The organism is Formosa sejongensis (assembly GCF_033447105.1).
GTDB lineage: Bacteria > Bacteroidota > Bacteroidia > Flavobacteriales > Flavobacteriaceae > Formosa.
Map to the genome: position 1 here is coordinate 54,775 of NZ_JAWQUN010000002.1, position 26,977 is coordinate 81,751.

At 33.5% G+C, this 26,977-nt stretch carries 22 protein-coding genes; 11 read left to right on the forward strand and 11 right to left on the reverse strand.

The window, feature by feature from the left end; genetic code table 11:
• The first annotated feature begins 100 nt into the window (after positions 1-100).
• The 10 genes from R6X41_RS02480 to moaA are packed head-to-tail and all read left to right on the forward strand — an operon-like array spanning position 101 to position 6,952.
• The gene (locus R6X41_RS02480) at positions 101-1,285 is read left to right on the forward strand and encodes a molybdopterin molybdotransferase MoeA (RefSeq protein ID WP_318497085.1); all 1,185 of its coding nucleotides are present in this window, start codon (positions 101-103) and stop codon (positions 1,283-1,285) included.
• The gene (locus R6X41_RS02485) at positions 1,275-1,613 is read left to right on the forward strand and encodes a winged helix-turn-helix domain-containing protein (protein WP_318497086.1); all 339 of its coding nucleotides are present in this window, start codon (positions 1,275-1,277) and stop codon (positions 1,611-1,613) included. The genes R6X41_RS02480 and R6X41_RS02485 overlap by 11 nt, the downstream gene beginning before the upstream one ends.
• Positions 1,600-2,346 carry a sulfite exporter TauE/SafE family protein gene (locus R6X41_RS02490; RefSeq protein ID WP_318497087.1) on the forward strand — a complete coding sequence of 249 codons (747 nt, stop codon included), beginning with the start codon at positions 1,600-1,602 and terminating at the stop codon, positions 2,344-2,346. The genes R6X41_RS02485 and R6X41_RS02490 overlap by 14 nt, the downstream gene beginning before the upstream one ends.
• Positions 2,346-2,930: a molybdenum cofactor guanylyltransferase gene (locus R6X41_RS02495; protein WP_318497088.1), complete on the forward strand. Its 585-nt coding sequence runs from the start codon at positions 2,346-2,348 to the stop codon at positions 2,928-2,930. Before R6X41_RS02490 ends, R6X41_RS02495 begins: the two co-directional genes overlap by 1 nt.
• Complete coding sequence (gene cobA / locus R6X41_RS02500) at positions 2,927-3,736, forward strand: uroporphyrinogen-III C-methyltransferase (protein ID WP_318497089.1); 810 nt, start codon at positions 2,927-2,929, stop codon at positions 3,734-3,736. Before R6X41_RS02495 ends, cobA begins: the two co-directional genes overlap by 4 nt.
• Position 3,737: 1 nt before the next feature.
• Complete coding sequence (locus R6X41_RS02505; RefSeq protein WP_318497090.1) at positions 3,738-4,322, forward strand: precorrin-2 dehydrogenase/sirohydrochlorin ferrochelatase family protein; 585 nt, start codon at positions 3,738-3,740, stop codon at positions 4,320-4,322.
• A 4-nt stretch (positions 4,323-4,326) separates the two neighbouring features.
• Positions 4,327-4,563, forward strand: coding sequence for a MoaD/ThiS family protein (locus tag R6X41_RS02510; RefSeq protein ID WP_318497091.1), 237 nt, complete (start codon positions 4,327-4,329; stop codon positions 4,561-4,563).
• Positions 4,564-4,598: 35 nt separating this feature from the next.
• A complete protein-coding gene (locus R6X41_RS02515) occupies positions 4,599-5,036 on the forward strand; it encodes a molybdenum cofactor biosynthesis protein MoaE (protein ID WP_318497092.1) in 438 nt (145 codons plus the stop codon).
• A gap of 1 nt (position 5,037) precedes the next feature.
• Positions 5,038-5,943 carry a bifunctional molybdenum cofactor biosynthesis protein MoaC/MoaB gene (gene moaCB, locus R6X41_RS02520; RefSeq protein ID WP_318497093.1) on the forward strand — a complete coding sequence of 302 codons (906 nt, stop codon included), beginning with the start codon at positions 5,038-5,040 and terminating at the stop codon, positions 5,941-5,943.
• Position 5,944: 1 nt separating this feature from the next.
• Positions 5,945-6,952, forward strand: coding sequence for a GTP 3',8-cyclase MoaA (gene moaA / locus R6X41_RS02525; protein ID WP_318497094.1), 1,008 nt, complete (start codon positions 5,945-5,947; stop codon positions 6,950-6,952).
• Here the strand turns inward: moaA and R6X41_RS02530 are convergent.
• The 8 genes from R6X41_RS02530 to nirB form a co-directional block, all read right to left on the reverse strand.
• Entirely contained in the window at positions 6,949-8,394 is a 1,446-nt protein-coding gene (locus R6X41_RS02530) for a rubredoxin (RefSeq protein WP_318497095.1), read from the reverse strand. The two genes, moaA and R6X41_RS02530, sit on opposite strands and share 4 nt — an antisense overlap.
• On the reverse strand, positions 8,394-11,918 hold the full coding sequence (locus R6X41_RS02535) for a molybdopterin-dependent oxidoreductase (protein ID WP_318497096.1): 3,525 nt from the start codon (positions 11,916-11,918) through the stop codon (positions 8,394-8,396). The genes R6X41_RS02530 and R6X41_RS02535 overlap by 1 nt, the downstream gene beginning before the upstream one ends.
• Before the next feature lie 81 nt (positions 11,919-11,999).
• On the reverse strand, positions 12,000-13,415 hold the full coding sequence (locus R6X41_RS02540) for an MFS transporter (protein ID WP_318497097.1): 1,416 nt from the start codon (positions 13,413-13,415) through the stop codon (positions 12,000-12,002).
• 176 nt (positions 13,416-13,591) lie between these two features.
• Positions 13,592-14,242, reverse strand: coding sequence for a response regulator transcription factor (locus R6X41_RS02545; RefSeq protein ID WP_318497098.1), 651 nt, complete (start codon positions 14,240-14,242; stop codon positions 13,592-13,594).
• A gap of 62 nt (positions 14,243-14,304) precedes the next feature.
• Positions 14,305-16,113, reverse strand: a complete 1,809-nt coding sequence (locus R6X41_RS02550; RefSeq protein WP_318497099.1) for a sensor histidine kinase — start codon at positions 16,111-16,113, stop codon at positions 14,305-14,307.
• A 15-nt stretch (positions 16,114-16,128) separates the two neighbouring features.
• Positions 16,129-16,710 (reverse strand): DUF4202 domain-containing protein, encoded by a 582-nt coding sequence (locus tag R6X41_RS02555; protein WP_318497100.1) that lies wholly within the window; start codon positions 16,708-16,710, stop codon positions 16,129-16,131.
• Between the two features lie 30 nt (positions 16,711-16,740).
• Positions 16,741-17,121 carry a nitrite reductase small subunit NirD gene (gene nirD, locus R6X41_RS02560; protein WP_318497101.1) on the reverse strand — a complete coding sequence of 127 codons (381 nt, stop codon included), beginning with the start codon at positions 17,119-17,121 and terminating at the stop codon, positions 16,741-16,743.
• Between the two features lie 20 nt (positions 17,122-17,141).
• Entirely contained in the window at positions 17,142-19,664 is a 2,523-nt protein-coding gene (nirB, locus tag R6X41_RS02565; RefSeq protein WP_318497102.1) for a nitrite reductase large subunit NirB, read from the reverse strand.
• A gap of 290 nt (positions 19,665-19,954) precedes the next feature.
• On the opposite strand from nirB, the gene R6X41_RS02570 reads away from it, so the two are divergent.
• A complete protein-coding gene (locus tag R6X41_RS02570) occupies positions 19,955-21,226 on the forward strand; it encodes an alginate export family protein (RefSeq protein WP_318497103.1) in 1,272 nt (423 codons plus the stop codon).
• Positions 21,227-21,874: 648 nt separating this feature from the next.
• Here the strand turns inward: R6X41_RS02570 and secDF are convergent.
• The 3 genes from secDF to R6X41_RS02585 all read right to left on the reverse strand — a co-directional run bounded on the left by secDF (position 21,875) and on the right by R6X41_RS02585 (position 26,739).
• Complete coding sequence (gene secDF / locus R6X41_RS02575; RefSeq protein ID WP_318497104.1) at positions 21,875-24,835, reverse strand: protein translocase subunit SecDF; 2,961 nt, start codon at positions 24,833-24,835, stop codon at positions 21,875-21,877.
• 240 nt (positions 24,836-25,075) lie between these two features.
• Complete coding sequence (locus tag R6X41_RS02580; protein WP_318497105.1) at positions 25,076-25,687, reverse strand: hypothetical protein; 612 nt, start codon at positions 25,685-25,687, stop codon at positions 25,076-25,078.
• Positions 25,688-25,923: 236 nt separating this feature from the next.
• Positions 25,924-26,739, reverse strand: a complete 816-nt coding sequence (locus tag R6X41_RS02585) for a universal stress protein (RefSeq protein WP_318497106.1) — start codon at positions 26,737-26,739, stop codon at positions 25,924-25,926.
• Positions 26,740-26,977 lie beyond the last annotated feature (238 nt).

Consider the following 26,977-nt stretch of genomic DNA (forward strand, 5'->3'; position numbering starts at 1 on the left):
AAAAAGGAGAAGAAAATATAAAAACTACGTAAAAATACTTAGTTTATGTAATTTGATTGTTTTATTTCGTTATATTCGGCAAGACATAACGCTTTTATTTATGATTTCAGTACAGCAAGCATTACATATAATAGACTCTACATTGGTTTCTCATCATATAAAGAAGGTGAAAATAACTAAAAGTTTAGATCACATTTTAGCTGAAGATATTTCTGCTCCCATTAACATGCCGTCGTTTAGACAATCGGCTATGGATGGATATGCCTTTATATACAATGATGCCAAAGATTATACTGTAACTGAAGAGTCTAAAGCAGGGGATTCTAAAAAAATCTCATTAAAACCTAATGAAGCTATACGTATTTTTACAGGCGCAAAAGTTCCTGACGAAGCAGATACAGTAGTCATGCAAGAACATGTAAATAGACATGAAAACAATATTACGATAACAAACCTTCCTAGAAAGGGCGCAAATGTAAGACCCATTGGGGAACAAGTTAATGAAGGTGATATTGTACTTAAAAAAGGACTAAAATTAAATGAAGCTGCCATAGGTTTTCTCGCAGGTTTAGGCATCGAGAAAGTTGCTATATATAAAACACCAAAAATAGCGATTTTGGTTACAGGAAACGAATTACAAAAACAAGGAGAGCCATTAAGAGAAGGCGCTATTTACGAGAGTAATTCGGTGATGTTAGAAATGGCTTTAAATCGTTTTGGAATACATAACATAAAAACCTTTGTAGCAAAAGACACGTTAAAAGCCACAAAAAAAAGCATAAAAAACGCCTTAGCACAAAGTGACATTCTTTTAATTTCTGGAGGTATTTCTGTTGGTGATTACGATTTTGTAAAAGAAGCTTTAGACATAAATCATGTAGATGAATTGTTTTATAAAATCAATCAGAAACCAGGAAAACCGCTTTGGTTTGGAAAAAAAGATCAACAATTTGTATTTGCACTTCCAGGAAATCCGGCTTCAGCATTAACCTGTTTTTATATTTATGTTTTGCCTTTATTAAAAAAATGTTCTGGATTTAGTGACCACCATTTACCAACATTTCAAGCGAAAAGTGACAGTGAATTCAAAAACACTTCTGGAAAAACCTTGTTTCTTAAAGCATTTTATAAAGATGGAAACGTGAGCATCTTACAAAGTCAGCAATCATCAATGCTTAATACGTATGCAACTAGTAATGTTTTAGTAAAAATCCCTGAAGATGTAGTAACAATAACAAAACAAGATACCGTAACCTGCTTAAATTTAGATGGCCATGGAAATTAAAAGCAGAATTTGGATTGAAAAAGACGGGAAACCTTTTATAGGTTATGGAAAAATTGAACTCCTTAAAAAAGTAGATTCTGAACATTCTATAACAGCAGCTGCAAAAGCTTTAAAAATGTCTTACAAAAAGGCATGGAATTTATTAAACGACATGGAACTGTTGTCTGAAGAGCCTTTACTTATTAAAAATATAGGTGGAAAATCTGGTGGAAGCTCGACTTTAACTCCTTATGGCAAACAGTTAATTGAAGCATTTGAACAACTTAACGACAAATGTGAAACTTTTTTAAACAACGAATTTAACCCTGTTTCTAATGGAATTTCTTAGCACCAATCTTTTCATTGTATTCGCAGTGATTCTTGTATGCATCTCATTTTTATATGCATCGGTTGGACATGGAGGAGCAAGTGGATATTTGGCTTTAATGGCATTATTTTCATTCCCCATTTTAGTTATAAAACCCACTGCCCTATTACTAAATATTTTTGTTAGCGGAATTGCTTTTTGGTACTTTAAAAAGAACAAGCATTTTAACTGGAAATTATTTTACCCGTTTTCTATTACATCAATACCAGCAGCATTTATAGGCGGATATCTCTCTATAAACACCACCTTATACAAGCAAATTTTAGGTGTATTTTTAGTTATAGCAGTGTTACGTATTTTAGGTGTTTTCGGAAAAGAACAAACAGCAAAGAAACCTATAAATCTTCCTTTAGCTTTACTTGTTGGATGTGGTGTCGGATTATTTTCAGGAATGATAGGTATTGGTGGCGGTATAATTTTAAGTCCGATAATTTTACTATTAGCTTGGGGAGACACAAAAGAATCTGCAGCAGTTTCGGCCTTATTTATATTTGTTAATTCAATATCAGGCATTATTGGATTTGTAATAAAAAATGAGAGTTTCCCAACAGCATCATTTTACCTGATACCTTTTGCTATAATTGGAGGAACATTAGGAGCCATTTATGGGAGCCAGAAATTTTCAAACTTAAAATTAACGTATGTGCTCTCTTTCGTATTAATATTAGCATCTTTTAAATTATTCTTATTTTAATGCAGACACAAAAACACATATCAATCTATATACTTTGCGGTGGAAAAAGTTCCAGAATGCAAACAGAAAAAGGCTTGGTTGTGTTTAATAACAAGCCTTTTATTGAGTGGATTTTAGATGCAGTAAAACCCATTTCTAATCAGATTTTTCTTATTACCGAAAATACAGATTACAGTATTTACAACTATCCTTTATTGGCAGACATTTATAAAAACAAAGGGCCTGTTGGAGGTATTCATACAGCATTGTCTCATACTAATACGCAACAAAATTTAATTTTAAGTTGTGATATTCCAATGATATCAACCCACATTATAAACCATTATTTAATCAATTCAAAAGTGATTAATTCCGATATCGCTTTTGTATCAGATAGTACACGAGATTACCCTTTAATTGGTATGTATAGCGTCAATAATCTTCAAAAATTTGAAGATGCCATTCAGCAAAATCATTTAAAATTAATGCAGCTAATACAAGGATCAACATTTCATCGGATTCAAGTGGCTTCAAGAGATTTTAAAGCGCTTTACAATATAAATACAAAAGTAGAATTACAAACCTTAATACATAGTGAATCATGAAAGAAACAGATATTCAACCTAAAGTAACGCTTGTTGGCGCTGGTCCTGGAGATCCTGATTTGCTAACTATAAAAGCTGTAAAAGCATTAAAAAAAGCCAAAGCCGTTTTATATGATGCTTTGGTGAACGAGGAGATTTTAGATCACGCTCCTAATGCTGTAAAGTTATACATCGGAAAACGAAAAGGAAATCATAGCTACACCCAAGATCAGATTAATGATTTATTGGTGACTTACGCACAGAAATACGGCAAAATTGTAAGACTAAAAGGAGGTGATCCTTTTGTATTTGGTCGCGGAAAAGAAGAAACAGATTATTTAGAGCGTTTCGGTATTAAAACAGCAATTATTCCTGGAATTACTTCGGCTATTGCCGTTCCTGCTTCGGTTGGAATTCCTGTGACTCAACGTCGAATTTCTGAAAGCTTCTGGGTGATTACAGGGACAACATCAAGCCGTGCATTGTCTAGCGATGTTAGATTAGCAGCACAATCTACAGCCACTGTAATTATTTTAATGGGCATGTCTAAACTTTCGGAAATTGTAGACATTTACAACCAAAATAATCGCGGAGATATGCCTGTAGCCATTATTCAGAATGGAACAAAAAAAGAAGCGAAACAAGCCATTGGAACTATTGATACGATAGTAGATTTAGTGAAAGAAAAACAATTGTCTTCTCCCGCAATTATTATAATTGGAGAAGTTGTAAACGGCCATAAAAGTTTACTTACTTATTATAACGAACAGTTTATGGAAGACGATTTTATATATCAAAATTTAGACATAGAACCTATAACAGCATAACATGGAACGTAACGAATTATATCCCATATTTTTAAAAGTAAACCAACTGGACGTCCTAATTGTTGGCGGCGGAAATGTAGGTTTAGAAAAATTAAGCTTCTTATTAAAATCGAGCCCAAATGCGAATGTAGATTTGGTATCTATAGATTTTTTGGAAGAACTAGTCACTTTAGCAAATCTGCATCCTCATGTGAATTTGATTCAAAAAGCATACGATATTTCAGATTTAGAAAAGCGTCATTTTATTATTGGATGTACAGACAATTTAGATGTTAATCTTCAAATTAATAAAGATGCAAAAGCCAAACATTTACTTGTTAACATTGCCGATACTCCAGACCAATGCGACTTTTATTTAGGAGGCGTTGTTACTAAAGGTCATGTAAAAATAGCAATTTCAACCAACGGAAAATCACCAACAACAGCCAAACGTTTACGTCAGCTTTTTGAGGAAATCATTCCTGAAAATATTACCGAAATGGTATCGAATTTAAATGTTTACCGAAAAACTTTAAAAGGTGATTTTCAGAACAAAGTAGACGAAATGAATAAAATAACGGAAGGTTTAGTTTCTAAAAAAAAATAAGCAAATGATTACTATAAAATATTTTGGCATGCTTGCCGAACACACAAAATGTAGTGAAGAACACCTAGAATTTAAAGCGGTAACGCTCTCTGAATTACTGAAAGACCTAAATATAAAATATCAGTTTAATCCGAAATCTTTTCATGTGGCTTTAAATCAGAAATTAATTCAAGATTCTGAAGATATTACACTTCAAATTCAAGACGAAATTGCTTTATTACCCCCATTTGCTGGCGGGTAAAAAGAAATCACAAACAAATTAAAAAATTAAAACTCATGAAAAAGAAAACTGTATTTATAGACGGTGCTATTTCACCCAGCTTCATTTCAGATTCTATCGCAAAACACCAAAGTAAACACACTATTGGCGGACATAATATATTTTTAGGTCAAGTTCGCGCAGATGAGATTGATGGCAAAACTGTAGCAGCAATAGATTTTACAGCCTATGAAGACATGGCTTTAGAACAAATTGCAGAGATTCGCGAAAAAGCATTTAAAACCTTCGATTTAACATGTATGCATATTTATCACAGCCTAGGAAAAATCAATGCTGGAGAAATTTGCTTCTTTGTATTTGTATCGGCTAAACACAGTAAAGAAGTCTATGCTGCAACCGAATATTTAGTAAATATTATAAAAAAGAAAGTTCCCATTTTTGGCAAAGAAATCTTTGAGGACGATACCCACCAATGGAAAACCAATATCAAATAAAATGGTAGACATTACCCATAAAATAAGCACATTGCGCACTGCAACAGCTACGGCTATTGTAAAAGTGAGTAAACCCGAAACAATTGAAGCCATTCAGAAGAATTTAGTTCCAAAGGGGAATGTGTTCGAAATGGCTAAAACTGCTGGTCTTTTTGCTGTAAAGAACACACATACCGTAATTCCCGATTGCCACCCTTTGCCTATTGAATTCACATCTATTGAATACAAAATTCATGGTTTGGAAGTTCATATCATTTTCAATGTAAAAACCATTTATAAGACAGGCGTTGAAGTTGAAGCTATGCACGGCGCATCTGTTGTTGCATTGACCATGTACGATATGCTAAAACCTATCGATAAACATATTGAAATTGGTACAATAAAATTAGTAGAGAAGAAAGGTGGCAAAAGCAGTTACCCCAACAAGCAAATTTCGACTTTAAATGCAAGTGTAATTGTATGTTCAGATTCAATTTCTGAAGGTAAAAAAGAAGATTTCGCAGGTAAAGCTATTATTGAAAAACTAGAAGCAAACGCTGTAAACATTCAAAATTACGATGTTATTCCAGACGAAATTGAATTGATACGTGCAAAAGCTATTTCACTTGCCGAAACCAATAACCTCATCATTTTTACAGGCGGAACTGGATTATCATATCGCGATGTCACACCAGAAGCTTTAGAGCCTATTTTAGAACGCAGAATCCCAGGTATTGAAGAAGCCATTAGAAGCTATGGACAGGATCGTATGCCATATGCAATGCTATCCAGAAGTGTTGCGGGAACCATTGGCAATTGCTTAGTTTTGGCATTACCTGGTTCGACTAATGGCGCGAAAGAATCTATGGAAGCAGTGTTTCCACACGTACTTCATATCTTCAAAATATTAAGAGGTCAGCAACATTAAAATGAAAAAAGACACCAACATATTAACCGACGATTTCGGACGAAAACATTCATATTTACGCCTTTCGTTAACCGAAAAGTGTAATTTACGGTGCACCTATTGTATGCCAGAAAATGGCGTACCATTAACACCAAAAGCAAATATTATGACTGCTGATGAGATTTTTAAAATCGCATCGGTATTTGTAAAACATGGTGTTACCAAAATTAGGTTAACGGGTGGAGAACCATTAGTTCGAAAAGATTTTTCTGAAATTTTAAAACAACTTTCTATTTTAAACACCAAACTATCCATTACCACAAATGCTGTAATCGTCGATCGATTTATTGACGATTTTAGAAGGTATGGTTTAGAAGACATAAACGTAAGTTTAGATAGTTTACAAGCTGAAAAATTCACTTTTATTACACGTAGAGATCAGTTTAAAAAAGCTTATGATAATATCATTCTTTTAATGGAAAAGGGTTTTAATGTAAAAATGAATGTCGTTCTCATTAAAGGCTTTAATGAAGATGAAATTATAGATTTTATAAAGTTTACAAAACATCTTCCGATCTCGATTCGTTTTATAGAATTTATGCCTTTTGATGGCAACAATTGGAACAAAGATAAACTTGTAACCCAAGCGGATATTTTAGAAAAAACCAATGCTTATTTTGGAGAAGATGATGTAATATCACTTCAAAACGAAAGAAATTTTACTTCAAGAAATTATCAAATAAAAGGCTATAAAGGTATCTTTGGCATTATAAGTTCTGTAAGCAATCCTTTTTGCGACAGTTGTAATCGTATTCGATTAACTGCAAATGGAAATATAAAAAACTGCTTATTTTCTAATCAAGAAACAAATCTATTAACGGCTTATAGACAAGGAGAAAACATAGAGCCACTTATCTCTAATTTAATTCAAAAGAAATATGCAGTTCGAGCAGGCATGACAGATTTTGAAACTTTAAATAATCCAGAAAATCACACCAACAATCGTAGTATGATTACTATTGGCGGTTAATCTTGATTAACGTGACGCTTATATGTTTTCTTTACAAAAGTTGATTTAGGCGCTTCGCAAAGCGAACACTCGTATGTTTCTGGTAAATCAGAAAAAGGGGTGTTTGGTGAAATATTTTGAGTTTCGTCGCCGTAAGCTTCATTGTAAATGGTTAAACAATCTTGACATTGGTACACTTCCGTCTCAACGATTTCATCAGTTTTATTCGCTAATTTTTCTTCGTCGCGCTCCGTTCCTAATTGTTCAAAATACAACTGACTTAATTCCATTAATAATCCAGGTAATTCTACTTGGTCTACATCCTGAACATGTGTAATATATTCTCTGGTATTCGGATCGAAATTTTTAGCATACAACAAATTATAGGTGTCACGAATTTTAAATTCCGACAAGCCTTTTGGTTGTTCATTCTTTTCGATTACAATAGATGTGAAGTAATATGCTTTTTTAGCATATTCGGTAATTGCAAAGGTTAGTCCGTAGGTACTAATATCGTTTTGGTCGAAATTAGTGACTAAATACTTCTTAAGTTTTAAAGCTTCATCGTTAGCAACTGGCAAATGCCAATTCAGTTCTAACATGGAATGACGTACGTTAATTCCGAATTTTCCTAAGAATTTTTCCCAAATCAATTTGGTTTCATTTGGAATATCTTTCACGATAAACGACTTCCAAGGTGTGATTGAAATCTTACCTATTTTACAATCTGCACACAAATCGCACATCGCTTTTAAAAAGGCCAAATCGTATTTGTTATTTCTCCAATATAGTCCTAGCCAATATTTATCGTTCCCAATTCTATTCATCCCTTCATAATATGGAAACGGATAAAAAGGCACTTGCAATGGTTTATCTATAGTTCTATTATTTGTATCGATAGCATCGTTTACTAGATCGAAAATCATCTCTACTGTTTCAGGTTCCTCTTGCAGCAAACTTTCAATAGTTGCTTCAATTTTGGCCATATCCCAACTGTAAATTAAAGCGGGATACATCTCCGTTTTTTCCCAATCTGGTAATCGCACATACAAATACCAATAATCTTCGTGCTCTGATGCTATAAAGTTTAAATGGCCAGTAAACAGAGGTACCATACGTTGTTTTGGATCTGTAATATTGATTTTTAATTGAGGATCTTGTCTGAATTGTTCTAAGACATACAAATATTTTTCACCAGTTAACCAAGATGTATTTGAAAAAATCCCAGCACTTACATAAGACGATACTATATTCTCCGAACCTTTACCATAAGAAGGTATAATTTGCATATTCTCTATAGCATCTAATTCCTTAGAATCTACTATTCCTGGAAGTAAAATATCTTGTCTGGACCCAAACGAAATGGCGTCTAAACCTAAACCTTCTGCTGTTAAACAAATCGATTTTAATTCCCCTGGAGATAACACGCCTCCTTTTACAATTAATCTAGATAACTCTTGCATTAGGCTAAAACTTTATGGTTATTTAATATCTCTCGCACTTCTGTCTTACAACTACCACAACCTAATCCTGCACCTGTTTGGTTACACAATTCGGTAAAATTAGTACAGCCTTTACTTATGGCTTCATTTATATTGCCTTCACCAACTTGACTACAAGAACACACCAACTTACCTATTACGGGCTTATCGTTTGATGCACCTCGTAATAGTTTATCACGTTTATCAGACAGTTCTACTTTACTCTCAATAAGGGTTTTAAATTCTGCAAATTCATTCTTATCACCCATCAAAACAGCTCCAACTAACAAGTCGTCTTTAACGATACATTTTTTATAGTAACGTTTAGACATATCCATAAAAATGATTTCTTCGTAACTATTATCGTTTTCTGGAACCGTTAAATTACCTAAACTACATAAGTCTAAATCGCTAAATTTTAATATATTCATGGAGACAGAACCTTTGTATATACTACTTATATCTCCAGCCAAATAATTTGCTAAAATTGCTGCTTGCTCTTCTGCCGCCGATGTAATTCCTAAAATATTATTATTGAATTCGGCGATTTCTCCAATGGCAAAAATACTTGGATCTGACGATTGTAAATGATGATTCACTTTAATACCACGACCACAAACTACGCCACTAGATTTCGCTATTTCAATATTCGGACGTGTACCTATAGCATATACAATTGCATTAGATTTGAAGGTTTTTCCACTCTTCAATGTAATATTTAAAGCATTATTAGTTTCATCGTCATCGAAAACGGTACTTACTTCATTCGAAAAATAAATCTGAATGCCTAGTTCTTGTACATGTTTTGCCAATAACTTACTTGAAATTGTATCCAATTGGCGCTCCATTAAATTAGATGCACGCTGAATAATCGTAGTATTTACATTTCTGTGTTTTAAAGCAGCAGCAAGTTCTAAACCTAAAAGTCCACCACCAACAATAGTAACATGCTGATCTTCTGATTTTAAATTTGTGCCATCTAAATACGACTTAAAGCGGTCTGCATCATCTTTAGAGCGCAATGTAAAACGGCCTGGTAAATTTAACTGAACATCGTTAGGCACAAAAGAACGACTACCCGTAGCCATAATTAACTTATCGTATGCATGATGATTCCCATGATTGTCGGTCGCTAATTTATTATCACGATCAATTTCAACAACATAGGTTTCTGAGTATAATTCTATTTGAAGCTTCTTTAATTCTTTCGATTTTATCTTTAAAAGTTGTTCCCAAGTCAGCTCTTCTGTCACATATTCAGGAAGTAAAACACGATTATAAAACGGGTTAATTTCTTTTGAAAACACAACAATTTCGTCGGTTTCACTATGCTCTCTATAATTCTGAATAAAACGGAACGCAGCGGCTCCAGCACCAACTACTATAATTTTTTCTTTTTCTTTTTTATATTTTGAAACCGAAACACGAGTATATTTAAAATCCGGTTCTTTAGAAATCGGATCTACAATAGTATGTGTTAAATTATTCGTTCGGTTTAAATCACTTTGTAATTGTTTTCCCCAATGCATCGGCAAAAACACAACGCCATTTTTAACGCTATCGGTTACTTTGGCACGAACCCTAACAACTCCTTTACCACTTTTAACCTCGACAACATCGCCATCTTTAACTTTATTTAAGAAAGCATCTACCGGACTTATTTCTAAAACGGGTGTAGAATAATGTGTTTTTAAACGCGACACTTTCCCTGTTTTAGTCATGGTGTGCCATTGGTCGCGAACTCGTCCCGTCGTTAAAATTAACGGATAATTTTCATTTGGTAAATCGGAAACATTATTAATAAAGTCTGGTACGTTAAATATCGCTTTTTGAGAAGGCGTATAGAATTTTTTATCTTCGAACAAACGTGGTGTTCCGTCTTTCTTTTGTTCTGAAACGGGCCATTGAAATGTGCCTTCTTCTTTTAATCGTTCGTAATTTAATTCAGAAACATCAATATTAGAGCCTTTTGTCATCTCTGTATATTCCTGATAAATTTCTGCAGTAGAATTATAATTGAAACCATTGAAGCCCATTTTCTGAGCAAACTCACACAGAATTTCCACATCTGGCTTAGCTTCTCCTGGTGCTTCAATGCCTTTTGGTAAATATGAAATACGACGCTCGGAATTTGTCATCGTTCCTTCCTTTTCTAACCAAGCTGCTGCGGGTAAAACCAAATCGGCATGCTCTAAGGTATCCGACCGATTTGAAATATCTTGAACCACGACAAATTTAGCATGTTTCAAAGCTCTCTCAACTTGATGTGCATTTGGCATACTCACCATAGGATTTGTACATACAATCCAAACAGCTTTCATTTTTCCAGACTCTAAAGCATCAAACATTTCGGTTGCAGTATATCCAGCTTTATCAGAAATTTTATCAACGTTCCAAAAATCGGCTACCTCTTGGCGGTGCTTTTCATTAAATAAATCTTTATGCACAGCTAATAAATTAGCCATACCACCAACTTCACGTCCACCCATGGCATTAGGCTGACCTGTTAAAGAAAACGGCCCAGAACCTGGTTTCCCTACTTGCCCTGTAATTAAAGATAAGTTTATAAGCGCAAAGTTTTTATGAGTTCCAATCGCACTTTGATTTAGACCCATAGCCCACATGCTAATAAACGCTTTTGAGTTCCCTATAATTTGCGCTGCTTTTTTAATTTCGTCAACGGTAATTCCACATAATTTTGCAGCTTCTTTTAATGATGTTGACTGTACCTGTTTTTTATATTTTTCGAAATTCTCTGTATGATCTTTAATGAAATTTTTATCAATCAATCGACGATCAATAAGATGTCTACCAATAGCATTATATAAAATAACGTCTGTTCCTGGTAGAATTTGAAGATGAAGATCTGCGGAATTAGCAGAATCCGTTTTACGAGGATCTACAACCAAAATTTTCACATTCGGATTCTTTTCTTTATGTTGTTCTATACGTCTAAAAAGTATCGGATGACACCAAGCAGGGTTTGCTCCGGTAATTAAGAAACAATCTGCTAATTCTATATCTTCATAAGAAATAGGAACAGAATCTTCCCCAAATGTTTTTTTATAACCCACAACAGCCGAACTCATACATAATCTTGAATTGGTATCGATATTATTGGTTCCTAAAAACCCTTTTGTAAGTTTATTGGCAATATAATATTCTTCGGTTAAACACTGTCCAGACACATAAAACCCTACACTATCTGGACCGTGCTTTTGTATAATAGATTTAAATACTTTTGCTGCTCTGTCTAAAGCCGTATCCCAACTTACACGCTCCAAAGGATGCGATTTACTCCATCGCATTTGCGGATATAATAGTCTGTCGGACACATCGTTTGCTACATAGTGCAAATTCATTCCTTTAGAACATAACATCCCTCTGTTTACTGGATGGTCTTTGTCACCTTCCACATAAACTTTATTGTTTTCGTCCTTCTTTACGATAATACCACAGCCAACACCACAGTACGAACACGTTGTTTTAATTTCTTTTTGAAGCATCTTATGTATTTAAATACATTGTCTATTCATTTTAAATGTAATAAAACTATCTATTACAAGAGGGTAATTTCTAATTGTATTTTAAATGGATTGTGTAGCCATTTGAGAATCGTACTCATCTTCTGTTTCCTCTTCAGTAATGTCATTGGTTACGGTAGCAAATTTAATGGCTAAAGTTCCAACAGCGACTAAAATAACAATACCTCCTATTAATAAAAACCCGCTAGAGACTGCTGCAGAAGATGCTGCTGCTTGTGCTGCTTTAACTGCTTCTGGCCCCATACCTTCGCTTGCGGAAATCGCTATTTTTTCAGCTACTGCCGATTTAGATTTTAATAAAATCGCTGCTAAAAACGCTCCTACGTTTCCACCTGCTCCAACAATTCCAGAAATAGAACCTATCGCTTTTTGATTTACAAAAGGTACGACTGAAAATGTTGCACCTTCTGCCATTTGCACAGTTAAGCTAAACAATACTAAAAGTCCAATTCCTAATATTACACTTGTTGCTGTAGAGAATAAAGCTAACATAATTCCTTCTGCAGCCAATATCGCTGCTAGAAATAACACACGACCTCGTAAGCCTTTTAATTTTCCAAATTTATCACCGAAATACCCACCTAATGTTCTTGCAAAAATATTCATTAAAGCAAAAGATAATACGATATTTCCTGCTGTAACACGTTCTAATTGAAAAGTATTTTGAAGATAATCGTCCATAGTACCATAGACTGTTAATTCAATTCCGAAGCAAGCGGCATACACAAAAAATAAAATCCAAACTCGGTAATCTTTAACCGCTTCCATAAAACCAACATCATCTTTCTTGGTTTCTGGCATATCTCCAGAAGCTTTTAATTCTTTATAATTTCCTTGTATTGTATCTTGAGTAAAATTGTAATATATAAGTCCCATTAAGAAACACACAATACCAGCTATAATCATAGAATAACGCCAAGCTTCAGACTCTGCTACTCCAAAAGCAACAACTGCTGCAGCAATTAAAGGCATACCTAAACGGTTAGCACCTCCTCCTAAATTCCCCCAACCAGCAGATGTTGCATTTGCTGTACCTACAATGTTTGGAGCAAACATAATTGATGTGTGAAATTGAGTAATTACAAACGAAGCTCCTATAAACCCGATAAAGAATCTGCATACTAAAAATTGAAGTGGTGTTTGTACAAATCCTAATAATATTACAGGAATTGCTCCTATAACAAGTAACCAAGAATAACATAATCGTGGCCCATATTTATCACATAGTTTACCTATTAATAAACGAGCGAATACCGTTCCCGATACTGCAAGTATAATGGAATTCCATTTTTGCGAAGGTGTTAAACCTAAATCCTTAACAACATCTGGCATAAATGGCACTATACCAAACCAGGCAAAGAAACATAAGAAAAAGGCTATGGATGTAATCCAAAACGTTCGGATTGGAAGACTTTTTACATTTAAAAGATCTAATTTTGTAGCTTTAGTTGAATTCATAACAATTGAATTTTTACGTTAGTGTGATAAAATTAAGTATTAATACTTAATTACTACGTGTAAAATTACGTATTTTTTCAATTATTACGTACCTAGTAAAAATTCAGGCTTAAATTGTTAATCTTTCAAAAAGTCAGCTTAAAAAGCTAAAATATAATGAAGTATGTCTTTAAATTTTAAACTAGCTTATACTTAGAAGCTATCTTAGTAAGCTCTATTAGATTTTTAACATCTAGTTTTTTCATTAAATTAAAACGATGCACTTCTGCTGTTCGTTTACTTACATCCAAATCTTCGGAGATTTCCTTATTACTTTTACCATCTAAAACCAGAGCTAAAATTTGTTTTTCTCGTTTGGTTAAGTTAAAAACAGACTCCGCTTTTTCAACTTCTTCTTCCTGTTTCCCTCCGTTAATCATGTTTTTTATAATGATTGAAGACACATCTCCAGTGAAATATTTACCGCCAGAAGCAACCATTTGTAGCGCTTTTATAAATTCTTCTTTGCTAGATCCTTTTAATAAGTACCCATCGGCACCAGCATTAATTGCATTTAACACGTATTCTTCAGAATCGTGCATAGATAGCACTAAGGTTTTTACTGGATTATTGCTTTCTTTTAGAACTTTAACCACTTCAATCCCATTCATTTCTGGCATACGAATATCAACAATAAGAACATCTGGTTTGCTTATTTCAACCACCTTTATAGCTTCTTTCCCGTTTGATGCTTCATCAATAACATGAACACCTTCTTGATCTTCCAATAAAGATTTTATTCCATCGCGCACCAAAACATGATCGTCTGCTAATACTACATTTATCATTTACTTATATTTTCGAATTAATTACTTAGCAAAATAATCAAAAATTAAGTAAATACGCCTAATTAAATAGGTATATTTAAAGTGATTCTTGTCCCTGTTTCTTTTGAAGAATTTAAAAACAGGCGACCATCTATGTAGTTAATACGCTCGTTCATGAACGTCATTCCCATACCTCCAACACCTGTTCTAATGTTTTTTGGTCGATTTACATCGAACCCTTTACCATCATCGTCTATCGTGATACTTAGAATATGTTCGCTATGTGAAATGGACACTAAAATATACGTAGAATCTGCATATTTAATCGCATTATTTATCGCTTCTTGAGTAATGCGATATATATTTATTTCGACCAAAGAATCTAATCGTTTATTAAAATTTGTACGATTATAAAGTTCAATTCTTTTACCGGTTAGCTTAGCCAATTCCTGAGTTAGTTTAGAAAGAGCTGGCACAATTCCATAATCGCTTAATTCTGGTGGTGTTAAATTAAAAGTTGCTGCACGTACACCCTGGATAATATCGCCCGTCAGACTTTTTAAATGTTCTATTTTAGAGGATGCCTTTTCTAAATCGTTTAAATTAACACTTTCCAAATTGTATTTTAAACCCGTTAACATTTGTCCAATACCATCGTGTATATCTTTAGCAATACGGTTTTGTTCCTTTTCTTGATTCTCAATAATCTTAGAAGAAATGATTTTTTGCTGATTCATCCTTTCCTCGTAACTCGCCTTTGTTAACGATTCTACATCCAATTGTGCTTGCCTCTTTTCTGTAATATCTGAGGCGATAATTAATATTTCTGATGTTTCAGATTTAGAATAAATAGGAATTAAATACATTTCTAGCCAAAGGGCTTCGCCTGTACTTTTTGAAGCTTTAATTTCTCCTTGCCAACCCACCTTATTATGAACACTTAACACATGTTCGACATATTGTTGATCTATTTTTTCAGTTGAAATTAATTCTGAAAAGTTTACATTGATATTGAATTTAGAATGCTGAAATAATTTTGAAAATTTCTCGCCAATATGAAGAATAGAACCCTCTGAAGTTACTCTGGCAAATAACAACGTTTTATCCATTGCCTGATTTAAAACACGAAGCTCCTTCACAGATTTTTCATTTTCTTCGCGCAAACCGTCTGCAACAATCGCATGTTTTATCGCTTTTTTCTCTGAAAACAACAATCGAGAAATGGTTTTTTTAACCATTCTAGCCGTTGGTTTAAAGATGAACATAAACTCCAAAAACAACAATGTTAAAGTAAATATCATTAAAAACAACTCCCATCTACGCAGGAGATTTACTTTCTCATTAGCCTCAACATCATACTGATTTACAATCGTATCCATGATAGTTAGAAACTGATATTCATTTTCAGTCACCTCTTTTTCAAAGGGTAGCAACTCATTTTGAGCTATATTTGGTTGCCGTTCTATACTTGAAATAATACTCTGAGAAGCTTCAACCATTGCAGAGAATGGCACCTGAAGACGATTAAACAACGCTTTAATTTTCTCGCTATTGTTACCTGAAAGTTTTAGGCTATCGCTACCTTTTTGTAGAGCAAGGTGTGACGTTTTCCATCTGTGAATGGTATATTTTAAAGTATCTTTTAAAACTAAACGCTGAGACATATTTGTTATGCCTGAAATTAAAAGCACTTCTTTACTTAGTTTCTGACTCAACATACGTTGTCTACCAGCAATATTTATAACTGTAGAATCGTCCTGTTGATCATTCAAGAAATTTCTGACTATGATCTGACTCACAATTACAGAAAGAGCAATAGCACCAAGTGCTAATACATATAAACGCCGGAGCCTATTAAATGTACTAGTAGCTAACGAAACTTCTGCTGTCATCCATTTAAATTGTGTTTAAGCTAAAGCTTGTTGAATAAGTTTAAAACTAGCTTCCGAAAAAGGTAATGTCATGGCTTTTTTATGTGCAGCATCAGACATTTTATTCCATGTTTTTTGTACAATATCTATTAATTTTTCTTCGTCGTGTTTGGTCGCGAAATCCTCAAAATAATATTGTAAAAAAACGAGACACACTACATCTTCTAATGTTTGTGAATCTGGATCTTTTTTAAATGATTTCTTACTCATTAAAAACTGAACGCGTTCTACAAAATCGGTTTCATAATCTACAGATTCTAATATTTCACCTGTTAAGTTACCGTGCATCTTTTTAAGATCGTTACGCCAATTCATATATCCAGCTTTCGTCATAGGATATTCATTTCTTGGAATCTCCCAACGACAAATATGTTGTGCGCGAGCTGCAATTTGTAAAACTTCTGAAGCCGTTGGCATATAGTTTAACAAGCAATCTGTCATGCGCTGCGAATACAGCAATTCCTTTGGCATAGACTCACCATTACTAATTTCGCGATTTAGATCTTGAGCATTTTTTTCGTCTATTAATGCTATAGCTTGTTCAAATTTTGCACTCACAATATTATGTTTTAGTATATCTACTCAAATCTATTCAGAAAATCCGATATACACAAAGTTGTCTTCTATTTTTACTGGATAAATTGAAATTGCGTCTAAATCACCATTCAAATTCTCTCCAGTAACTAATGAAAATGTTTTTTTGTGCAGCGGACATGCGATTTTCGGGATTCCTTTATCATCTCCAATCATACCGCGAGACAATACCATTTCTAATTTATGAGGACATGCATTTTGACAAGCGAACCACTGATCTCTTCTTTCGAAATAATAGACTGCAATTTGTTTGTTTTTATATTTCACACAAGAGCCTCCGTTTTTTGGAAAATCGCTCACTTTTGCTACTTTAAACCACACTTTTACTTGATCTGGATGAAAAGCCGGCTGTAATCCTGTTATAATAGTATCCATAATTTTTAAGTTTTTAAGTATTAGTTAGTCGACCAAGGTTCTGGCATAATTTGATCTCGCATTGGTACAAAAACAACATTATCATCTTTATCGTCTGAATTGATATAATGCTTAAATCTGCTTTGTAATTCTTCACGCTCTATAACTTGTGTCCACTCACATTCGTAAGCATCAACTAAGCCTTGCATATCACTTTCTAATTCTTCGGCAAGGTTTAAGCTATCATCAATCACAATAGATTTTAATTGCTCAATTCCACCTTCTAATTTATCTAACCATGCAGCAGTTCTCATAAGTGGTGCAGCAGTACGGATGTAATACATTAAGAAACGATCTAAGTATTTAAGACAGGTTTCATTGTCAATTTGTTCGGCTAAAAGTAAGGCGTGTTTTGGTGTTGCTCCCCCGTTTCCGCAGACGTATAAATTCCACCCACCTTCTACAGCAATCACTCCAAAATCTTTCCCTCTGGCTTCAGCACATTCACGAATACAACCAGATACTCCTCCTTTAAGCTTATGAGGTGAACGTAATCCTTTATAACGATTTTCTAAAGCGATAGCAAAACCTACACTTTCATCCATTCCGTAACGACACCATGTAGAACCGACACAACTTTTTACGGTTCTTAACGATTTTCCGTAGGCATGTCCACTCTCGAAACCAGCATCAATTAATTCTTTCCAAATAGCAGGTAAATCGTTTAATTGCGCTCCGAATAAATCGATTCGCTGACCTCCAGTAATTTTAGTATATAAATTATATTTTAATCCAACTTCTCCAATAACGATTAGTTTTTGAGGTGTAATTTCTCCTCCAGCAATTCTAGGCACAACAGAATAGGTTCCGTTACGTTGAATATTGGCTAAGAATTTATCGTTAGAATCTTGAATCACATCTTCTTTATTTGCTGTATCATTATAAAGACTAGCAAAAATTGAAGCCACCAAAGGTTTACATGTTTCGCAACCATCTCCTTCTCCACAAGCATCAAGTGCTTCATTAAAAGAAGTTAATTTTTTAACTTTAATAATTCCGAATAACTCCTGACGAGTATAATCGAAGTGTTCGCAAATTGTATTTTTAACTTCTTTACCTAACGATTTTAAAGTTTCATTTACAAGATCTACAACCATTGGTTTACAGCCACCACAACCCGATCCGGCTTTTGTGCACGACATAACTTCGGCTACATTATTACATTCTCCTGAAGTAATAGACGAACAGATATCTCCTTTACTCACACTTTCGCAAGAACAAATTTGAGCGGTATCTGGTAAATCCATAGCACTTCCGAAAACAGAACCTCCATCGGCACGTGTACCAAGAATTAAATCTTCTGCATTTTCTGGTAATGGAATACCATTTAAATACATTTGATGCAAAATGTTATAATCTGAAGCATCACCAACAAGAATACCTCCTAAAAGTGTTTTCCCATCGTGACTTACATTTATACGCTTATATAAGTATTTAGTTTTATTTTCAAATAAAATAGAATGTCCTTTATCTGCTGGCATATAAGGCTCACCAAAACTTGCAACATCTACCCCGATTAATTTTAATTTGGTAGACATGTCGATATCTGCACTCATCAACACATCTTCGTTACCAATAATTTGCTCGACAGCAACATCTGCCATCTCATAACCTGGAGCAACTAATCCATAAATCATATGATTGTAAAGCGCAACTTCACCGATAGCATAAATTTCAGGATCTGATGTTTGCATTTTATTATTCACGGTTATTCCGCCACGAACTCCCATATCTAATCCACAGGTTTTTCCTAGTTCGTCTCGCGGACGAATACCTGCAGAAATAACCAACATATCAACATCTAAAACATCATCTTCACCAAATTCCATGGCTTCAATTGCTTTGGTTCCTAAGATTTGATTTGTTGCTTTATTTAAATGAATATTAATTCCTAAAGATTCTAATTTAACTTGAAGCACATTACTACTACGTAAATCTAATTGTCTAGGCATTAATTTCTGAGCAAACTCGATAACATGAGGCTCTAACCCCATATCCATAACAGCTTTCGCTGCTTCTAAACCTAAAAGTCCACCACCTAGAACAGCTCCTTTAGCACCCGGTTTGGTTGCCTTTAGCTTATCTGCATAGGCCATCATACCTTCTAAATCTTCAATGGTACGATATACAAAAACACCTTCTTTTTCTACTCCTTTAATTGGAGGAACAAAAGGTAAGGATCCTGTGGCAAGCACTAAATAATCGTATTCATAACTTTCGTCGCTACAAGTGGTAATGGTTTTAGATTTTCTATGAATGTCTGTTACACGTTCGTTAGAAATTAATTCTATTCCATTGTCGCTATACCAATTTGCAGGAGCTAGCTCTAGAGCTTTTGCATCCTGATTTTGAAAATATTCACTTAAATGAACACGATCGTAGGCCGGTCTAGGTTCTTCACCAAACACGATTAACTTATATTCTTCATTGGACGCTTTAGATATAAATTTTTCGCAAAATTTATATCCTACCATTCCATTTCCAACAACTATAACTTTTTTCATATACGTAGTTATTATTCAATTACTTATTTCAAAAGTAAGTATTAATACTTAATTATTTTACTTAAAACTGAATGAATTTGGAATTAATACGTATTTTTACCAAAAACTAAAACAAAGGGCATCTAAATTATTAATAATGAAATTCTACATAATAATATTAGAAATCGTTATTTTTAAAGTAGAGAAAACCGAAGCTCTGATTGGATTCCCTTTAATAAGTAATTGTTTTATTTAACTATAATTTTTTAAAAAATGCAGAACACTTTATTAATTAAATCTCACTTTATATTATGACCAAAACTACTCTACTAACAGCTTTACTTGTAGTTATTACAACGAGCTGTTTTGCTCAATTATCTATTGACGGCGAATTTAGACCACGTACAGAATACAGACATGGTTACGGAACCATAATGCCAGAGGATGCAGATCCGGCGTATGGAATTTCTACTCGAGCACGTGTTAATTTCGGATTTAAAAAAGAAACGTATGAAGTCTATATTGGAATTCAGGACGTATTTGTTTGGGGAGAAAACACACAGCTTTCTCCTGAAGACAACAACAATTCAATCTCCTTTTTTGAAGCCTGGGCCTCATTTAATTTTAACGAAAACTGGTCTACTAAATTAGGTCGTCAAGTTATTTCTTACGACGATCAGCGTATTTTAGGTGCTGTAGATTGGACACAACAAGGACGGAATCACGATGCCCTTCTTGTTAGATTAGGTAAAGAATCTTTTAAATTTGATTTTGGACTTGCTTACAATCAGGATTACGACAATATTTCTGGGTTTCAAAACACAGATAACACCTATTATACTACTGGTTTTTTCTCTTATAAAACCATGCAATATGCTTACTTAAAAAACACTTGGGATGCCTTTTCAGCAAGTTTTCTATTTTTAAATAACGGTTTCCAAGAATTTGATGAAGATGATAAGGCTGATGGTATTAGCAACTTGCAAACCTTCGGAACGTATCTAGAATATACTAAGGATAAGTTTAATGCAGCTAGTAATATTTACTTACAAACAGGAAATCGTCAAGGTGGAATTAAAGTAAACACTGGTTTATTAGCGAGCTTGGATATACACTATAAAATTACTCCTAAAGTTAAAGTGGGAGCAGGATTTGAATACATAAGTGGGAAATCGACAGATTCTGATGCTAAAGAAACAGAAGCATTCTTTCCGCTATATGGAACCAACCACAAGTTTAATGGTTTTATGGATTACTTCTATGTGGGGAATCATGCCAATTCTGTAGGTTTAGTAGATTTGCATGTAAATGCTAATTTTACATTAGGAGAAAAATCTGGGTTACTTGTAAGTATTTTAAATTTTTCTGGTGCTGAGGCTTTACCTAGCGGAGACAAAAGTTTAGGGACAGAAGTAGATTTGGTGTTTCAACACAAATTTAAAGAGTTTGGTGTTTCAGCTGGATATTCTCAAATGTTTGCTGCAGACGGTATGTACGAACTAAAAGGAGTACCTAAAGATTTAGCTGCCGGCACTCAAAACTGGATTTGGGCTATGGTGGTTTTAAAACCTAAATTCTTATAGAAATCACATTTATTTCATTCATTTTTCCATTTATAAAATAGTATCGAGAATCTTAATTTCTATCTACGAAATGGGTTCTCGATATTTTTTTTAACAATAAAATCATCCTTTAAAATAGGTTGAAAAAAAATGTATTTCAAGGTGCACTATAAATATAAACAACTAATCGTGTCTTAAATAATATTATATGTTCATTTTTTCATTGATAAAAAGATCCTTCGACTACGCTCTGGATAAACCAAGCCAAAAAAATCTAGGCTTACGAACTTTTATCTAAATTTTTCGTTCAGTATCTAAATTTAAAGAACTCGCTACTAAAAATCAATAATATAGAAACATAGGTTTAGCTCAAACAGCTTTAAATTTCGCGATACTTTCTCTTCAAATTTTACGATAAATTTTCGATAGGCCAACCCAAAAAACAAAATTCAACTTATGTCGAAAAAGTACCTCCCTCAGCGCAAGTAATTCAATAAAGTCAGTACCGGTCAATCTTTTTTAAAAAAGAGATTAATCGTTTAGGACGCTATTGATAAACAACCTATAAATCATTAGAAAAAATACTATTTACAGAATGATTACAAACAAGAAAAAGCCTTCTAAACTTATATTTAGAAGGCTTTTTTATAATAATTAAGACTTAATTACTTATGCAGCAACTTCACCTTCTTTTAATTTTCTCTTCTTTTCAGAAGCAGCTAATGTATCGTACATAATAGGTGTCGCGATAAATAATGAAGAGTATGTACCTACTACAACCCCAACTATTAATGCAAACATAAATCCACGAATTGAATCTCCACCGAAAGCAAAGATTGCTAATAACACAACTAATGTTGTTAACGATGTATTTAACGTTCTACTAAGTGTACTACTTAAAGAAACGTTTACAACTTTTGTTAAGTTCCATTCTGGATGCTCATTAAAATACTCACGAATTCTATCGAATACAACCACGGTATCATTCAGCGAATAACCAATTACGGTTAAGATTGCTGCGATAAACGCCTGATCGATTTCCATGTTAAAAGGCATGAATTTGTAAGTTAAAGAGAATACACCCAATACAATAATAACATCGTGGAATACAGCAGCAACTGCTCCTAATGAATATTGCCATTTTTTGAAACGTAGTAAGATATATAAGAACACTACAATTAAAGATCCTAATACTGCCCAGAATGATTCTTTCTTGATATCATCGGCAATTGTTGGACTTACTTTGTAAGATTTCATTAAACCAATAGTCTTGTGCTCGTTATCACTAATAAAGTCTTCATAAGTAATACCTGATAAATGTGGTTCTAAAGCCGTGAATAAATCTTTTCTGATTTGCTCATCTACCTCAGCACTTGTTTCATCTACTTTATATTTAGTTGTAATTTTAACTTGGTTAGAACTACCAAATGTTTTTGCATCTGCACTACCAAAAGCTACAGCTAAAGTTGGCACTAATTCTGAAGGACTAACCTCTTCGCTAAAACGTACTTGGTAATTTCTACCTCCAACAAAATCTACACCTTCATCTAATCCGTTAGTAAATAAAGATCCTAAACTAACTACAATTAAAGTTCCTGAAATGATGTAAGCAATTTTACGTTTCTGAAGGAATTCGATGTTAATATTTCTGAATAAATTTTTAGTAATTCCTGTTGAGAAATCTAATTTACCACCTTTAGCAACATACCAGTCAATTAATAATCTAGTAATAAAAATAGCAGTAAATAAAGACGTTACAATACCAATTAATAATGTAGTTGCGAATCCTTTAATTGGACCTGTACCAAATACAAATAAGATTAATGCTGTTAAACCTGTAGTAATGTTAGCATCTAAAATTGAAGATAATGCATTACTAAACCCGTCTTGAATCGCTTCTTTCTGACCTTTACCATTGGATAATTCCTCTCGAATACGTTCAAAAATTAACACGTTTGCATCTACCGACATACCAATAGTTAATACAATACCGGCAATACCAGGTAATGTTAATACAGCTCCTAATCCAGATAAAACACCAAAGATAAGTAAGATGTTAAATGCCATTGCAATATCTGCTAAACCACCAGCTTTACCATAATAGAATAACATCCAAACTAATACCAATACTAATGCGATAACGAAAGAAATTTCCCCACTATCAATAGCTTCTTGACCTAAAGATGGTCCTACAACTTCACTCTGAATAATATCTGCAGAAGCAGGTAATTTACCAGCACGTAATACGTTTGCTAAATCGATAGCATCGTTTAATGAAAAGTTTCCAGAAATTTCTGAATTTCCACCTGCGATTGGCCCAGTAGTTACACCTGGTGCAGAGTATACAACATTATCTAATACAATAGCAATTTGGCTTCCTTGAGAATATGCTCTACCTGTCATTTCTTCCCACAACTTAGCTCCTTTAGCATTCATTTGCATAGATACCGCTGGCTTACTTAGTTGGTCGTACTGTTGTGTTGCGTTGGTAACAACTGCTCCACTTAAAGGTGGTACATTTTCTCTGTTTCCAATTAATGCATATAAATCTACAGCGCTACTATTATTTTCTGGCATACCAAAAGCAAACTTAGCATAACGTTGTTCTACAGGAAGTAAGGCTCTAATATCTGGTCTGTTTAAATAATCTAAAACAGTTTGCTTGTCTTTAATATCAAATTTAGCAACAACTGGTCCACCTTGGTAACCTTGCCCAACAATTAAATCTAATAACGGGTTTCCTGCAACTTGTATAGAATCTGTTACAGCTTCTCCTAATAATTCATCAATTTGAGAATCACTTTCAGATGTCTCAACAACTACATCTTCTACAACTTCTGTTTGTGAATCTACCTCTGCTTTTAAGACCGTGTTAGCTTGTATAATAAAAGGAATTAATGTCTCTCCTTTATATGCATCCCAGAATTCTAATTGTGCTGTACTTTGCAATAATTTCTTAGCACGTTCTACATCCTTAACACCTGGTAATTCAACTAAAATACGTCCAGATTCACCAAGACGTTGAATGTTTGGAGATGTAACTCCAAATTCATCAATACGCTTACGTAATACTTCGAAAGCAGATGTAATAGATTCGTCAATTTTTCTGTTGATAATTGGCTTCACCTCATCGTCTGTCATATCGAAAGTAATCTCATCACTTAACGATCTGTTTGCAAAAATGTCTGGAGATGCTAATTTAGATTCTCCTTTAACATTATCGAAAGCCACATAGAAATCTTCTAAATATGTATTCTGACTGTTTTTCTGAAGTTCTGAAGCATCATCTAACGCTTTGTTAAATGCGGGTTCGCTAGTATGATTAGCTAAACCTTTTAAGATATCTTTTACAGAAACTTGAAGAATTACATTTATCCCACCTTTAAGGTCAAGACCAAGATTCATTGCCTTGTCTTTTACCTCGTTGTAAGTGTAATCTGCAACACCTATGTTAAATACTTTTTGTGTTGATAATGAATCCAAATATTGAGCCTCTATTACGGGGTTTCCTTTGGAATACGCTTTTGCATCGTCGTCGATACTATTTGCCTTAAACGTGAACGATAATTGGTAAATACTTACCAAACCGAACAAAACTGCAAACAACTTTACTAATCCTTTATTCTGCATTATTTAATTATTTATTAATCAATTTTTTCAAATGTTAACTGCACTATGGACAGCTAAACATATAATATTGTTTTTGTTTATTTATAAGTGAAGATAGCATATAGACCGATTTGTCTAGCTAACGATTGAAGTGAATGCATGAGCACTACACTCCATTTATATTTTTAAGGAAGTTGAATTAAACGAAATTATACACTTAGAAATGACGCCATCTTAAAACAAGCAAATATCAAGACCTCCTTAAACCAAAGGTCCAGCCCTAACTTCGGGTATTTTCTTAGAATTATTATCTATTGCAAGTGCAATATCTTTATAAAACTTATAAGCCACTCTAATTGAATACATTTCAATAACGTCGACAGTTTGGCTAATAAATGAATAATCGTGTAGATTAGTAAAATGATGACTACTTGCTTTTAACTCTACAGCAACTTTTCCTGCATGATTAAAGGCAAAGTCGTAACCGTTGTGAATTTCGAAAACATCAAAATTATAAGTACTTCCTTTTTCTTCTGAAGGTGATTGGTTGTGTTTTGAAGTAGAATTTTCAAACTCTAAAGATTGATCTTCCGATAAGATTTTTTTAATACTAGCAATATCAGAATCGCAGTAATAGGTAATTTTTAAAACACCTGCTTCATCTTCATTAACTTGAATATTTTCTGCACCAATATTTTGTAATTGTTGCCTAACTACAGAAATGGCTTCATCGGCATTATCTTGCGCAAATACATCACCAGAAAGCTGCAGTACAATTTCCTGATTAGGCACAGCGTTTTGTTGTTGACTAGCAACACCAAAAAACAAGGCTACGATTATAGTTAAAGTACTAAAGTACCATCTCAAATTCATGCGCCAAATATATGAAAAAATTAAGATTACGTTCTATGGTTAATCGATTATTATCAACAGCACCTTAAACGCTTAAAAAACAACCTCGTAATTCCCGATAATTATTAATTTAACAACTTGACACTTCCTTTTTTTAGCATGGTTAAAGCAGAAGAAAAACTTCCCAAAGAGACTCTAATAGCACAACAAGATTATAATTAAAAATATAACATGATTTTAATATTGAAACGCACACTCTATTTAACTGGAATAGATAACAAAGGTATATTTAGACCAGAAGCCATAACTCTTGTTTTACTTTTATGAATTAAAGATTCCCAAAAACCATATGCTTTCGGAATCATTACCAATAGCTCGGAGTCAGATCTTTTAATTTCTTTGTCAATTTCTTCTATAATAGTATCAGATTTCACATTCTTATATAAGTATGTAACATCTTCAAGTTCGTTATCAATATTACTAAGTGTCTTAGGATTTAACTTTAATTCATCTATTTTCTCATCAACATAAAACACGGTAACCTCAGATTTTAAATCGTTAGATATTTGACGTAATCTAGCTAACGTCTTTAAAGGCACATCTTGCATTAAGTCGCAAGCAAAAAGAATTTTCTTTATCCCTTTAAATTTTGCATGTATTGGCACAGCTAAAACAGGAAACTTTTTCATACTAATTAAAGTAGTTGTTGGATTTCCCAATAAATTCTGTTCTAAAGATTTATCAGACATCCCAATTACTAAAAGAGAGGCGTCAAACTTTTCCATTAGTAAATCGACTTTATTTTCCAATTCAAAATAACCACATTCGTAATCTACAGAAATATTAAATTCTTCTTTTAAAGACAATGCAGTCTTCTTCAAGCTATCTATATTATTTTGCATCAAATTATTAATTGATGTTGCCGATAATAATGTATTTGAAGCGTGAAGTGGAATTTGAAAAGCATTAAAAATGATAAGCTTTCTATTAAAATACTTGGCTAATGATGCTGAATATAACACGGCATTATCAGACAATTTAGAGAAGTTCGTTGTAACTATAATTGGCCCCATAACTAGATAGATTTTACTACCCCTAAGGTACCGAATTTATCAATTTCGAACAACTATTTACTGCCGTAATTTCGCACAAACCGGATATAAACGCATTAAAAAAGAGGACAAAAACAAAGCTATAAACCTATCCTTTTATCTCCTATTTAGTAAGCTATTAAAGAGACGATTGCATTGAAAAACTTCTATAAACAAAAAAAGACTGTCCTTTCAGACAGTCTTTAGTATTATGTATTAA